Genomic DNA, 12,694 nt, shown 5'->3' on the forward strand with positions numbered 1-12,694 from the left:
GGTAACCGCGCTGCAACGCAATATCGTGTGCATCACGGGAGGCCCGGTCAAGCGCTGTTCTGCGCATTGACAGCGCTAAAGTACCTTTCCGAGCGAGAGGTATGGCGGGGGTGAAGGCCCTGTGTTAAATGTGCTGCAATGGAAGTAGCAACGCAACATAGCGGAAACTTGCGGCCGGGCACATATGCGCGCGGAACCGAGACCGTCGATGCCATCCTCAATGCCGCGCACACCGTCTTGATCGAAGAAGGGGCAAGCGCGTTTACCTTGCGGCGAATTGCGGCGGCGAGCGGCATGAAAGTCGGCAATGTGAGCTATCATTTCCCGCGTAAGGAAATGCTGGTCCAGATCCTGCTCGACGAGATGCTGGATAATTACGACAAAATTCTGGAAACTCGCGTCCGCCAGCCGGATCTGAGCGACGAGGAGCGCTTGCGGCTGATCATCGTCATCTGTCTTGAAGATATTTCAGGCAAGCGTACGACGCGGTTATTTACCGAGCTTTGGGCTTTGGCCAATCACAACGGGTTCATCGCTGGCCGGGTTCATGCATTTTATCAGCGTATTCACGACTTCATCGGCGAGATCGTCGCCGCGCTCAATCCCGCGCTGTCGCCCGACGATGTCCACACTGTCGCGCTTTACATCAGCGCGTCGATGGAAGGGGCCACCCCGTTTCTTGGCTTTGAAAAGCCATGGGAGGCAAAGATGCCCGCCATCATCAGGCTGGCATCGCATGCGCTGATCGGTCTTGCCAAGACGATTACCCCTGCCGAAATCGCGGGCCTGCGCGCGCATGTCGCGGCAAGTTCATAAGCTTGCAAAAAAGCGCTTGACTAAAACTGGACGTCCGTCAAACCTTGGCTGCGAGCGAGTCTTCGCATGTGCGTTATGAAACGCGCGGCAAATTGGTTTCACTTCTGGTTTAAGCATATTGGGGGCCCGGCAAAATGACGTTCTTAGCCAAGTCCAAGCGCAGCGCCGTGATCCGGCGATCTTTCCTTTCTGCTATGGCGCTGGTGATCGCGTCTGCACCCGGCGCGGCCTCGGCCGCGCCGCCACTTGAGCCTGATGTCGAAGCTCCACCGGCCACCATCCCGGCGCCAAAGCCGAGCTGGGTCTATGTCAACCGCGGCTTCGGCACGCCGGGTTTTTCGATTTGGGATACCGCCACAGGCAAGATGCTCGGTCTGATCGAGGGCAGCTGGCTTGCCGACATGGAGATCGATCCGGCGGGCAAGGCGTATTATGTCGCTGAAACCTTCTGGTCGAAGGGCTTTCGCGGCACCCGGCAAGACATGGTCACGGTCTATGATGGTGCGTCGCTCAAACTGCAGACCGAGATCGCCATGCCGGGCCGCATCCTGGTCGGCTCGCGACTGAAGAATTTCGTGGTCAGCGACGATGGCTCGACCGGTTATGTCTACAATCTCAGCCCGGCTTCATCGGTCAATGTGGTTGATCTGGCCAAGCGTAAGTTTGTGCGCAACATCGAGTTGCCCGGTTGCGCCAGTTTGATTTCCAATCCCGGCGTTGGCTTCTCTGCGCTGTGCTCTGATGGTTCGATGGCCACGGTTTCCACAGCCGGGGCAAAGCCGGTGATCACCCGCAGCGCGCCCTTCTTTGCCGCCACCGACGACCCGATCTTCGATAACTTCGTGGTCGACAAGGCCAAGAAGGAGGCTGTGTTCCTCACCTATACTGGCCTGATCTACACAGCGTCGCTGGGGGCGAATCCAAAGATCGCCGAGCCATTTTCGATTCAAGAGGCCGCTGGGGTCCGCAAGGGCGACACCAAGCCGCTGGATATTAATTGGTATCCCGGCGCGCGTCAGCAACTGGCCGTCCATGCTGCGACCGGTCATGCGTTCGTGCTGATGCACATGGGCGAATACTGGACCCACAAAGCTGAATGTAACGAGATCTGGGAAGTCGATCTGGCCGCGAAGAAAGTGGTCCGCCGCATGGTTCTGGAACGGTCGTTCGCAAACATCGCCATTACCCAGGAAGCCGCGCCGAAGATCATCGTTTCCGGTGAAGACGGTGCGTTGGTCATCCTCGATGCCAAGACCGGTGAAGAGAAGTTCAAGATCAAGAGCGCTGGCAACGGCGTGCTCCGCACGGTCGGGCCTTCATGATCTGGGGCGGCATGACCGGCATGGAGACCTTGCCCAGCATTGCGGGCGGCTTGGCCATGTTTGGTCAGGTGGCGGCGGTGGCGGTGGGTCTCGTGTTCGTTCAGGCCGCGATTGCCAAACTGCGCCACCGCGATCTTTTTCCCGGCGTGCTGGCAAACTACCGCCTTCTGCCCGGATCATGGATCGCGCCAGTGGCGGTGGTGCTTCCTTGGGCTGAGCTCGTCATCGGGCTGGCGTTGCTTGCGGGGGGGCAACCCCTTGCGATATTGCCAGCGGCCTTGCTGCTCTGTGCGTTTGCCGCCGCGATGGCGGTCAATATCGCGCGCGGGCGAAGGCAGATCGATTGCGGCTGCGGCCGCTCGCAGCTGCGCCAGCCGCTTAGCTGGCTGCTCGTCGCCCGCAACCTCGTGCTCGCGGCGATGCTCTTGCCCCGATTGCTCCCTGCACCGACCAGTTCAGCGCTTGATTTGGGGCTGGCGCTGGCCGGCGGCGTCGGCCTGTTTACGATCACCATGCTGTTCAATGCGATCGGCGCGCTGGCCGCGTCGCCAATTTCAGGTCCAGCTCCCGGCCCCGTTTCGGGCGCACTCACCGCCCGGCGGAGATAACCCACCATGCTTGCCACGCTCCTCGTTTCCAATATCGTCGCCTGGGTTGTCATCCTCCTGCTCGGCGTCGCCATGCTGGCGTTGGCGCGACAGGTCGGCGTGCTCCACATGCGCGTGGCACCGGCGGGCGCGCTCACCACAGCGGGCGGCCCGGCTGTCGGCAGTGCCAGCACCGCGCTGCCGGCGACCACGCTTGACGGCGCCAAGATCACCATCGGTGGTCATGCCCACGGCACCCCGCTGCGGCTGCTGATGTTCGTTTCCGCATCTTGCCCGATGTGCAAGGCGCTGATCCCGATGGCAAAATCGTTTGCAAACGACGAGCGTGTGCAGCTTATTTTCATCGGCGACGACGAGCCGGCCGTGCAAAAGGCGATGATCGCACAGCATGGCTTGAGCGCCTATCCCTTCGTCAATGGCCCTGATGTGGGGCAGGCTTACGAGGTCGGCAAGTTGCCTTATGCGGTGCTGATGGGCGAGGACGGCATGATCTTGTCAAAGGGGCTCGTGAACAGCCGCGAGCATCTCGAAAGTCTTGTCATTGCGCATGAAATGGGCCTGCGCTCGGTTCAGGACTACATCGGAAAATTGAAGGCTGTCGGGGCCTGAAGCGCCTCGACCAAGCAACCACAGCGTTATCCAGTTATCGGCAATTTAATTGAGTTACAGGGGACAAGTTCATGAAGATGTTCGATCCTGATGCCATGGGCGAAAAGTTCCTCCGCCGCTTCGCGGGCGGCACCTCGCGCCGCGGCATCCTAGCGCGGCTTGGCGTGGCGCTGGTCGCGGCGCCCGTGTTTCCGTTGCTGCCGGTCAGCCGGGCAGAGGCGGCCAAGCCTGATCGCTCGCCCGAGGCGAAGACGGCGTTTGCCCGCAACGCCCAGACCACCGACGACACCAAGTGCACCTATTGGCGCTATTGCGCGATCGACGGTTCGCTCTGCAGCTGCTGCGGCGGCGGGCTCCACAGCTGCCCGCCGGGGGCCGAGCATTCGCCCGTGTCATGGGTCGGCACTTGCATCAATCCCGAGGATGGCCGCGCCTATCTGATCGCCTACCGCGATTGCTGCGGCAAGTCGATGTGCGGGCAGTGCGGCTGCGACGGCACCGACCGCGAAACCCAGCTTTACGTGCCGCAGCTCAACAATGATATCATCTGGTGCTTCGGCACCACCAGCATGGAATATCATTGCTCGACAGCGGTTCTGATCGGGTCAGCCTGATCGGCTGTTCGCGCGCGGATAAACGCGATATGATGCAATACATGGGTATGGGATTTCGCGTATTTCTGGGCATTGGCGCTGCCGCCGCGCTATCGGCGGCGGTGCTTCGTGCGCAGCCTGTGCCGATAGCCGCACAGGCGCTTCCTGCGATCCATCATCCTGAAAAGATGCAGGATCCTGAATTCGCGCGCAGTAGCTATGTCGAACATTGCGCGGGCTGCCATGGGGTGGCGGGTTCATCGATTCCCGCCAATCTGCCCGAACTCAAGGACCGGGTCGGCTGGTTTATGTGCACACCCGAAGCACGGGCCTATCTGCTGCGCCTGCCCAATGTCGCGCACAGCCGCATCACCGACAACGAAGCACTCGCAGACCTCATGAATTTCGTGGTGTTCGAGCTGGGCGGCGATAGCGTGCCCGCCGGAGCCAAGCCATTTACCGGCCCCGAACTTGCCCATGAACGCCAGTTTGCGCTGATCGGCCCCGGTCTGAAGGCGGAGCGGACACGGCTGGTCAAAGAGGTGATCCGCAAATGTCGTGCGCCTGCCTCGCTCAGCCTGCAATACCCGCACGGCCCGAAATGATCGCCCCGACACCCGCCGCGATTCTCCAGTTTCTGCTCGATGGCGCGCGCGCGGGAACAGCCGGCACGCTGATCACGCTGACCGGCATTACCGGCGCATCGTCGCGCGGGATCGGCACACAGATGGCGGTGCTGGAGGATGGACGCCACCTCGGTTCGTTCTCGGGCGGCTGCATCGAAGGCGCGGTGATTGCCGAGGCGCAGGACGCGCTCGCTGCGGGCAGGGCGCGCACGGTCCGCTTCGGCTCAGGCTCGCCCTATATCGATATCCGCCTGCCCTGCGGCGGGGGCATCGACCTCACTTTCTGCCCGCGGCCCGATCCCGGCACGCTGGCCGACATGCTCGATCGGCTGGCGCGGCGCGAACCTGCGCAGCTGCGGATCGATGGCGATGTGATCCGCGATTATGTTCCGCCGCTGCGCCTGATCGCACTGGGCCACGGCGAGGACCTCGTCGCGCTGACCCGTCTGGCGCGGGCGTTCGGCATCGATGTGCTTGCCTTTGCCCCCAGCGGCGACATTCACGCGCACGGCGCAGACGGAATTGCGCCGCTCGCGACCCCCACATCGCTACCCGCCCTCACCAGCGACCCTTGGACCGCGTTCGTGTTCCTGTTCCACGATGCCGATTGGGAAGAAGCGCTGCTGCCGCAAGCCCTCGCGCTTCCCGGCTTTTACCACGGCGCGGTCGGCAGCGCGCGCACACACCGCGCGCGCATCACCTCGCTCCGTTCGGCAAACGTGCCTGCAGAACGGATCGAGCGCCTGCGCGGCTCGATCGGCCTCATTCCGGCCACACGCGATCCCGCCACGCTCGCGCTCTCGATTCTGGGCGAACTGGTGCAGGATTATCAGGCCTGCGCCGCCGCGCCGCAGTGGAACCTCGCGGTGAACACGCCTGAAAGTCGCTGACGCTTTGGCGTCCGCCGATTTTTCGGGAATAGCGCTGGTTCTGCTAGCCGCCGGACAAGGCACGCGCTTTGGCGGAGGCAAGCTGGCAGCGCCGCTGGCGGGGGAGCCGGTCGCACGCCACGCTGCGGCCATGCTCGGCGCGCTCCCCTTCGCCGCCCGGTTTGCGGTGGTCAGCCCGCACACGCCCGATCTTGGCGCGCTGGGATTTGGCGCGCTGATGCTCGAACCGTCCGGCGCGCCGCAATCGCGCTCGCTCGCGATCGGGGTCGGCGCCGCGCAGGCGATGGACGCGCGCGCGGTGCTGGTCGCGCTGGCGGATATGCCTCTGGTAACGTCCGGGCACATTGAAGCTCTTGTCGCCAGCTTCGATGGCAAACTGATCGCCAGCAGCGCAGCGGGCCGCCCGATGCCGCCGGCGATCTTTGCCGCCTCTTACTTCCCCGCGCTTGGCAAGCTTTCGGGAGACAGAGGCGCGGCCAGTTTGTTGGCCGGAGCGCCATCCATCGCCATCTCCGCCGCCGAAGCGCTCGATATCGATTATCCCGCAGACCTCGCCAAAGCCGAGGCGCAGCTCGCCCGCCGTTAGCCGATCAGGACTTCGGCCGCTCATAGACGACCTTGCCGCCGAGGATGGTCATATCGACCTTGCCCTTCAGAAACATCTCCTCCGGCGCGGTGAGCGGATCGAACGGCAGCACCACCATGTCGGCCAGCTTGCCCGGCTCGATCGTGCCCTTGATCTTCTCTTCCCACGAGAGATAGGCGCCATTGGCGGTGTACATCCGGATCGCCTCGCTGCGCGACACCGCTTCTTCGGGCCCGCGCACCGCGCCGCTCGGCCCCTTGCGCGTAAACGCGGCATAGAGCCCGACCATCGGCCCGATCGGCAGGTTGTCGCTGCTGAAGGCCATGAACAGGCCGAACTTCTTCACCGGCGTGGCAATCGCGTTGTTGTGCGCCAACCGCCAGTCGTCGAGCAGCGCGGCATAGCGATCATCGAGATTGTAGAGGAAGTTGGGCTGCTGCGAGATCATCACATGATCCTGCGCCATCGTCGTCATCGTCTCCTCGGGCGGCATGATCGTAAAGTGATCCGTGAACCAGCGCCGATCGGCCGGGGCATGAGCCGGATCGGGAATGGTCGTCAACGCATGATGATAGGCCTTGATCGTCTGCACAATCGCGGCATCGCCAATGCAGTGTATGCCCATCTGCCAGCCAAGCTTGGCGGCACTGTCGACCAGCTCTTGCAGCTCGGCATCGGTAAAGCGCCCCTTGCCGCGAAAGCCGGGCTGGCCTTTATAGTCGGTCAGCAGCCATGCCGTTGGCCCGGTAAAGCCGCCATCCACCGCATTCTCGCCGATTGCGCCGAGCCGCAGACGGGTGTCACCATAGCCAGTGTGATAGGGAAATGCCTTCAGCCGCGCCGCGCCGGGATGAATGATATACATCGTGATGCGCGGCAGTTGATCGCCCATCGTGGCATAGATTTCGCGCGCGCGCTTCCACGTCATGTTCGAACCGCCCCACAGCGGATCGAGATCTTTGCTGTCGGTGCCGCCCTTGCCCAGAGGCTCGTCATCGATGGTGCCGCTGGCATCGTGCAGGCTGGTGATGCCCAGCGCCAGCATCTCCTTGAGCCAGGTGATCGTGGGCCCGCGCATCGCCTCCCAGCCCGGATCGGGAATGAACTTTGAGACCACGTCCATGCGCTCGCGGATAATCCCGCTGGGCTCGCCGCCCGCGTCCCGCTCGATCAGGCCCGTGGCTGGCTCGGGCGTGCTCTTATCCACTTTGGCAATGCGAAACGCGGCAGAATTGTAAGCCGCCGAGTGCGAGCCTGCGCGCAGCAGGGCGACCGGGTTGTTCGGTGCGGCGGCATCAAGGTCGGCGCGCGAAAGATTGCGCTTTTCGGAAAAGTTCGATTCCTGCCAGCCATAGCCGGTGATCCACTTGCCCGGCCCAAGCTCTTTCGCCTTGGCGCGCAGCATGGCCTGCACCTCGGCGATGCTCGTGGCGGCTTCGACGGCAATGTCATTGGGCGAGACGGGCTTGGGATGAACGTGCGTATCGTTGAACCCGGGCATCAAGGTGCGGCCCTTGAGATCGATCACCTTGGCGGCGGTAAAGGCCTCCAGCAGATCTTCGCCGCCCACCGCGAGGATTTTCTCGCCGCGCACGGCCACCGCCGTTCGCACCGAAAACGCCGGATCGACCGTCAGCACTTGCGCATTGTGCAGGATGAGATCGGCCTGCTCTTTTGCGGCAACCGGCGCGGCCAGCCCGGCGATGGCAGCACTCACCGCAAGCCCTGCAACGATCCGGCGCATGTTCATGTCATCAACCCCCAATTCTGAACCCTTGTCCAGTTTGCTATCAGGCGCATTTTTCCCTGTCTAATCCTAAAGCGCTCAGAAGCTCTTGGGCAGGCCCAGCACGTGCGTCGCCACATGGCTCAGGATCAGGTTGGTCGAAATCGGCGCGACTTGATAAAGCCGGGTCTCGCGAAACTTGCGCTCGATGTCGTATTCCTCGGCAAAGCCGAACCCGCCGTGCGTCTGCACACACATGTCGGCGGCATACCATGAGGCCTCCGACGCCAGCATCTTGGCCATGTTCGCCTCGGTCCCCGCCGGATCGCCTTCGTCAAACAGCCGCGCCGCATGATCAACCGCGAGCGCCGCCGCTGTCGTCTGCACATAAGCGCGCGCGATCGGAAACTGCACGCCTTGGTTTTGCCCGATCGGCCGGCCAAAGACTTCGCGCGTCCCCGCGTAAGCGCTGGCGCGGTCGATGAAAAAGCGCGCGTCGCCGATGCATTCGGCGGCAATCAGGATGCGCTCGGCATTCATGCCTGAGAGGATATAGCGAAAGCCCTTCCCCTCCTCGCCGATCAGGTTGGCCGCAGGAACGCGCAGGTCATCGAAAAACAGCTCGGTTGTCGCATGATTGAGCATCGTGCGGATCGGGCGGATGGTCAGGCCATTGCCAAGCGCTTCGCGCATGTCGACCATCAGCACGCTGATCCCGTCGGTGCTTTTTGCGCAGTCTTCGCGCGCAGTGGTGCGGACCAGCAGCACCATGAGATCGGAATGTTCGGCGCGGCTGATCCAGATCTTCTGGCCATTGACCACATAGTGATCGCCCTCGCGCCGCGCGAAGGTGCGGATGCGCGTGGTGTCGGTGCCGCTGGTCGGCTCGGTCACGCCAAACGCCTGCAGCCGCAGCGCGCCGCTGGCCACAGCAGGCAGATATTGCGCTTTCTGCGCCGCCGATCCGTGGCGCAGCAGCGTGCCCATGGTATACATCTGCGCATGCGCTGCGCCGCCGTTGCAGCCGGAACGGTGCACTTCCTCCAGAACCGCCGTCGCCGCCGCCAGCCCCAGGCCCGAGCCGCCGTACTCCTCGGGGATCAACACCGACAACCAGCCTTCGCTGGCCAGCGTCGTCACAAACTCGGTCGGATAGCGCCGATCGCGGTCCAGTTCCTGCCAGTAAGCTCCCGGGAACCCGGCGCAGAGGCGGCGCACGCCCTCGCGCAGATCGGGAAAGCTTTGTTCATGCGATGCGGCGGTCATGGCGTTGCGGTCCTCTCTTAGTGCAAGGGGCGTTTCCATAAAGCCGGACCTGCTGCAACCACCCAATCAAACAGGCGGCGCCAAGCGACGGACCTTGGGCGGCCCGCTTATCAGCCGCGCCTTACCCCGCCTGCGCGTGCTTCCAGTCGCGCTTGATCTTCTTGGCCAGGCTCCATTTGTGCACTTCGGTGGGGCCGTCATAGATGCGGAACGCGCGGATTTCGCGGTAGATCTGCTCGACAATCGTATCGTCGGTCACGCCCGTGCCGCCCATCACCTGCACACAGCGATCGGCAATGCGCTGCAAATGCTCCGACACCGCGACTTTGGCCATCGAGCTTTCGACCGTGCCCAGAGCGCCGGTATCAAGCACATCGGCGCACCAATCGATCATCAGCTCGCTCTGTTTGAGCTCGATCATGTTCTCCGCCAGCATGAAACCCACGCCCTCATGATCGATCAGCGGCTTGCCGAACGCCATACGGCGGTTGGCATAGTCGCTGGCGATCTCGTGCGAACGGATGCAGCAGCCCAGCCAGCGCATGCAATGCGATAGGCGAGCAGGCGAAAGGCGGATCTGCGCATATTTGAAGCCCTCGCCCGATTGCCCCAGCATCTGATCGGCCGGCACACGCAGATTGTCGATGGTGAGGGTAGCGTGGCCGCCGGGCATCGAGCTGTCGATGGTATGCGGCACATGATCGATGCGGATCGCGGGATCAGGCAAATCGACGAGGAAAAGGCACGCGCCTTCCGCCGACTTGGCCATGACAATGCCGACGCTCGCGCCCTGATACCCGGTGATGAATGCCTTGCGGCCATTGATCACCCAGTGATTGCCATCCTGATGACACGTCGTCTGCATCATCGAAGGGTCCGACCCCGCGCCGCCCTCTGCCGCAGGCTCGGTCATCAAAAACGATGAGCGCGCGCGCCCCTCGACCAGCGGCGCCAGGAAATGCGCCTTCTGCTCGGGCGTGCCGACATGGCCCAGCAGGTACATGTTGCCCTCATCCGGCGCCATCGTGTTCACCGCCAGCGGCCCCAGCGGCGACAGCCCCGAACGGATCAGCACCGTGGCCGTCTCGCGCTGCGTCAAATGGCTGCCATCGGCCAGAATATGCGGCGTCAGCACCCCCGCCGCGCGCGCCTTGTCCTTCATTTCCAGCACCAGCTCGTCGCTGGGCCCATGCCCATCTCCGCGCGCGCGGGGGTCCTTCTCGTAAGGAATGATCTCGGAGCGAACGAACGCCTCCACCTTGTCAGCAATGGCTAGGGCACGTTCGGTCATCACTTCGCTCCTCGATTGATCGCCAACGCGCTAACCACGCTTCGCGCGATGCGTCACCCAGTGTTTTCGGGAGGGTCGGCGCACACTCCCAAGTTCGTCACCCCGGCCTTGAGCCGGGGTCCCGCTGGCCACACGCGCGGCGGATGGTGCCATGCGGCTGTTTGCCTCCGGCGGGCAAGGGCCATTGCCCTTGCATCCCGTGAATTTGCGCGAAATCCTCTGCAAGAAAGTTGACAGAGTTGACACCGTGTCAACTTTTGTTTTGTCCATCAAGTATATGATATTGCTATTTAAAAATTGAAATCACTTACAGGTTACACTTGTGCATTTGCAATCAGTGAGCGTGGTCGACGATGACAAAGAGCTTGGACTGCAAAAGCCTTTGCCTCATTGTACCAGACCAGCGGCATGTAGGAAAATCATGGCTGGCGGGGCGGCGTTAGACCAATTGGAAACCGATCAACACGTGCACTGTCAGCGCAATTCCATGAACCCAGGCATGGCATGGCTCAAGGACTGAACGGGAGAACCCAAGATGATCAAGCTGACCTTCTGCCTGCACCGCCTGCCGCACCTCAGCCGGGCGGAGTTTCATGATTACTGGTTCAATACCCACGCACCGCTAGTGGCAAGCGTGCGCGAGGCGCTGAAAATCCGCCGCTATATCCAGCTACACTCGCTGCCCGATACGGAGGGCGCCCCCTTCGCCGCGGCGCGCGGCGCGCCCGAACCTTACGACGGCGTGGCACAGCTCTGGTGGGACACCGCCGAAGACCTCGCCACAAACACCCCCGAAGCGATCCGCGCCGGCGCGCTGCTGCTCGAAGACGAGCGCAAGTTCATTGACCTGCCCCGCTCCCCGCTCTGGCTGGGCGAGGAACGGGAGGTGTTTTGACGGGGGCTTTGTGCGCATGACCAAGGCGAGGTTGGGATGCGCGCCTTATCCGTCTCGCGGGGATCGACAAGCAGGTTCAAGTTTGGGGTTTTTGCACCTGTCACCGTAAATTCTGTCACCGTAACTCTGTCCCCGCAATCCCGCCGAGCGTTCGGGAGAACATTAACTTGAACCTAGCCCCAAAATTCCCCACCGAAAACCAATATGCGCAATGCCTGCATATGTATCTGAATTTTTCGGGGGGATTTTAATGTCAGTCTTTAGAACGTGCACCGCGCTTGTCGCGGCGGCCAGCCTATGTGCGTGCGCAACGATCACGCGCGGCAGCAAGCAGAAATTCGCGGTCACGTCGGAGCCTTCGGGCGCCGATGTCAAAATGACCAACGGTCTGAGTTGCACCACGCCGTGCAAGCTCAAGATCGACCGCAAGAGCGACTTCGTCGTGAATGTCACCAAGGCAGGCTTCGTGCCGGCCGAAGTCCGCGTTCAAGGTAAAGTCAAAGGCGGCGGTGTCGCGGCTGGTTTGGGCAATGTCTTGCTCGGCGGCGTGGTCGGGCTCGGTCTTGACGCCAGCACGGGCGCCAACCTCAACCTGACACCCAATCCCGTTGCGGTGAAGTTGGTGGCGATTGCGCCGCCTGCGCCTGTTGCTGCGCCAGCGCCGGATTCTGCAGCCCCGGTCGCACCTGCCGCTCCAACTGCAGACGCGCCTGCGACCGCTGCGCCAGCCGCGCCGGTCCCTGCTGCACCTTCTGCGCCAATTGCGCCTGCCGCACCTGCCGCGTCTGTTGCGCCAGCGGCACCCGCGACCAGCAACTAAGCTAAAGCCCCTAGCCTCCTCCCTGCTTATGGGGAGAGGCTAGGGCCAGGTTTCAAAAGGATGCGCTAACCCCCCTCAGCACTCCACCACATTCACCGCCAGCCCGCCTTGCGAGGTTTCCTTGTATTTGTCGCGCATGTCGAAGCCGGTTTGGCGCATGGTTTCGATCACTTTGTCGAGGCTGACCATGTGCTGGCCGTCGCCCAGCATGGCGAGGCGGGAGGCGTCTATGGCTTTGACCGCGCCCATCGCGTTGCGTTCGATGCAGGGGATTTGCACGAGGCCGCCGACGGGATCGCAGGTGAGCCCGAGATTGTGCTCCATGCCGATTTCGGCGGCGTTTTCGATCTGTTCGTTGCTGCCGCCCAAGACCGCGGTCAGCCCCGCCGCCGCCATCGAGCAGGCGACGCCGACTTCGCCCTGGCAGCCCACTTCCGCGCCCGAAATCGAAGCATTGCGCTTGTAAAGCGCGCCGATGGCGGCGGCGGTGAGCAGGAAGGTGCGCCGCCCGGCCTTGTCGCCGCGGTAACACACCTCGTAATAGCGCAGCACCGCCGGGATGATGCCCGCCGCGCCATTGGTAGGCGCGGTGACGACGCGGCCACCGGCGGCGTTTTCCTCGTTCACCGCCATCGCCCACAAGTTG

At 62.8% G+C, this 12,694-nt stretch carries 14 protein-coding genes; 10 read left to right on the forward strand and 4 right to left on the reverse strand.

Annotated elements, in window-relative coordinates; translation table 11 throughout:
- Nucleotides 1–138 precede the first annotated feature (138 nt).
- The 8 genes from Q0O40_RS02760 (at nt 139) to Q0O40_RS02795 (ending at nt 6,050) form a co-directional block, all read left to right on the forward strand.
- Complete coding sequence (locus Q0O40_RS02760) at nt 139–816, forward strand: TetR/AcrR family transcriptional regulator (RefSeq protein WP_295525878.1); 678 nt, start codon at nt 139–141, stop codon at nt 814–816.
- Nucleotides 817–950: 134 nt separating this feature from the next.
- Nucleotides 951–2,138, forward strand: a complete 1,188-nt coding sequence (locus tag Q0O40_RS02765; protein WP_295525880.1) for an amine dehydrogenase large subunit — start codon at nt 951–953, stop codon at nt 2,136–2,138.
- Entirely contained in the window at nt 2,135–2,746 is a 612-nt protein-coding gene (locus tag Q0O40_RS02770; protein WP_295525883.1) for a MauE/DoxX family redox-associated membrane protein, read from the forward strand. Before Q0O40_RS02765 ends, Q0O40_RS02770 begins: the two co-directional genes overlap by 4 nt.
- A 6-nt stretch (nt 2,747–2,752) precedes the next feature.
- Nucleotides 2,753–3,355 (forward strand): thioredoxin-like domain-containing protein, encoded by a 603-nt coding sequence (locus Q0O40_RS02775; RefSeq protein ID WP_295525886.1) that lies wholly within the window; start codon nt 2,753–2,755, stop codon nt 3,353–3,355.
- 71 nt (nt 3,356–3,426) lie between these two features.
- Nucleotides 3,427–3,969: a methylamine dehydrogenase light chain gene (locus Q0O40_RS02780; protein ID WP_295525889.1), complete on the forward strand. Its 543-nt coding sequence runs from the start codon at nt 3,427–3,429 to the stop codon at nt 3,967–3,969.
- Between the two features lie 41 nt (nt 3,970–4,010).
- Nucleotides 4,011–4,553: a cytochrome C gene (locus Q0O40_RS02785; RefSeq protein ID WP_295525893.1), complete on the forward strand. Its 543-nt coding sequence runs from the start codon at nt 4,011–4,013 to the stop codon at nt 4,551–4,553.
- A complete protein-coding gene (locus tag Q0O40_RS02790) occupies nt 4,550–5,464 on the forward strand; it encodes an XdhC family protein (RefSeq protein WP_295525896.1) in 915 nt (304 codons plus the stop codon). Before Q0O40_RS02785 ends, Q0O40_RS02790 begins: the two co-directional genes overlap by 4 nt.
- A gap of 4 nt (nt 5,465–5,468) precedes the next feature.
- The gene (locus tag Q0O40_RS02795; RefSeq protein ID WP_295525899.1) at nt 5,469–6,050 is read left to right on the forward strand and encodes a nucleotidyltransferase family protein; all 582 of its coding nucleotides are present in this window, start codon (nt 5,469–5,471) and stop codon (nt 6,048–6,050) included.
- A 4-nt stretch (nt 6,051–6,054) separates the two neighbouring features.
- Here Q0O40_RS02795 and Q0O40_RS02800 read toward each other — a convergent pair whose 3' ends face one another.
- The 3 genes from Q0O40_RS02800 to Q0O40_RS02810 form a co-directional block, all read right to left on the reverse strand.
- Nucleotides 6,055–7,800 (reverse strand): amidohydrolase, encoded by a 1,746-nt coding sequence (locus tag Q0O40_RS02800; protein WP_295525901.1) that lies wholly within the window; start codon nt 7,798–7,800, stop codon nt 6,055–6,057.
- Between the two features lie 75 nt (nt 7,801–7,875).
- Nucleotides 7,876–9,042 (reverse strand): acyl-CoA dehydrogenase family protein, encoded by a 1,167-nt coding sequence (locus Q0O40_RS02805; protein WP_295525904.1) that lies wholly within the window; start codon nt 9,040–9,042, stop codon nt 7,876–7,878.
- Nucleotides 9,043–9,163: 121 nt separating this feature from the next.
- On the reverse strand, nt 9,164–10,333 hold the full coding sequence (locus Q0O40_RS02810; RefSeq protein ID WP_295525906.1) for an acyl-CoA dehydrogenase family protein: 1,170 nt from the start codon (nt 10,331–10,333) through the stop codon (nt 9,164–9,166).
- Nucleotides 10,334–10,868: 535 nt separating this feature from the next.
- Here Q0O40_RS02810 and Q0O40_RS02815 point away from each other — a divergent pair.
- Nucleotides 10,869–11,228 (forward strand): EthD domain-containing protein, encoded by a 360-nt coding sequence (locus Q0O40_RS02815; protein WP_295525908.1) that lies wholly within the window; start codon nt 10,869–10,871, stop codon nt 11,226–11,228.
- Between the two features lie 250 nt (nt 11,229–11,478).
- Nucleotides 11,479–12,048 (forward strand): hypothetical protein, encoded by a 570-nt coding sequence (locus tag Q0O40_RS02820; RefSeq protein ID WP_295525910.1) that lies wholly within the window; start codon nt 11,479–11,481, stop codon nt 12,046–12,048.
- A 75-nt stretch (nt 12,049–12,123) separates the two neighbouring features.
- Here Q0O40_RS02820 and Q0O40_RS02825 read toward each other — a convergent pair.
- A partial coding sequence (locus Q0O40_RS02825; protein ID WP_295525912.1) for an L-serine ammonia-lyase occupies nt 12,124–12,694 on the reverse strand: 571 nt, incomplete at its 5' end.

The organism is Novosphingobium sp. Chol11 (assembly GCF_945870625.1).
Lineage (GTDB): Bacteria > Pseudomonadota > Alphaproteobacteria > Sphingomonadales > Sphingomonadaceae > Novosphingobium.

Coding starts and splice junctions, on each gene's coding strand:
- Q0O40_RS02805 (WP_295525904.1), bottom strand. CDS start 9,042: ATGACCGCCGCATCGCATGAACAAAGCTTTCCCGATCTGCGCGAGGGC.
- Q0O40_RS02775 (WP_295525886.1), top strand. CDS start 2,753: ATGCTTGCCACGCTCCTCGTTTCCAATATCGTCGCCTGGGTTGTCATC.
- Q0O40_RS02800 (WP_295525901.1), bottom strand. CDS start 7,800: ATGAACATGCGCCGGATCGTTGCAGGGCTTGCGGTGAGTGCTGCCATC.
- Q0O40_RS02815 (WP_295525908.1), top strand. CDS start 10,869: ATGATCAAGCTGACCTTCTGCCTGCACCGCCTGCCGCACCTCAGCCGG.
- Q0O40_RS02810 (WP_295525906.1), bottom strand. CDS start 10,333: ATGACCGAACGTGCCCTAGCCATTGCTGACAAGGTGGAGGCGTTCGTT.
- Q0O40_RS02790 (WP_295525896.1), top strand. CDS start 4,550: ATGATCGCCCCGACACCCGCCGCGATTCTCCAGTTTCTGCTCGATGGC.
- Q0O40_RS02765 (WP_295525880.1), top strand. CDS start 951: ATGACGTTCTTAGCCAAGTCCAAGCGCAGCGCCGTGATCCGGCGATCT.
- Q0O40_RS02760 (WP_295525878.1), top strand. CDS start 139: ATGGAAGTAGCAACGCAACATAGCGGAAACTTGCGGCCGGGCACATAT.
- Q0O40_RS02785 (WP_295525893.1), top strand. CDS start 4,011: ATGGGTATGGGATTTCGCGTATTTCTGGGCATTGGCGCTGCCGCCGCG.
- Q0O40_RS02780 (WP_295525889.1), top strand. CDS start 3,427: ATGAAGATGTTCGATCCTGATGCCATGGGCGAAAAGTTCCTCCGCCGC.
- Q0O40_RS02820 (WP_295525910.1), top strand. CDS start 11,479: ATGTCAGTCTTTAGAACGTGCACCGCGCTTGTCGCGGCGGCCAGCCTA.
- Q0O40_RS02770 (WP_295525883.1), top strand. CDS start 2,135: ATGATCTGGGGCGGCATGACCGGCATGGAGACCTTGCCCAGCATTGCG.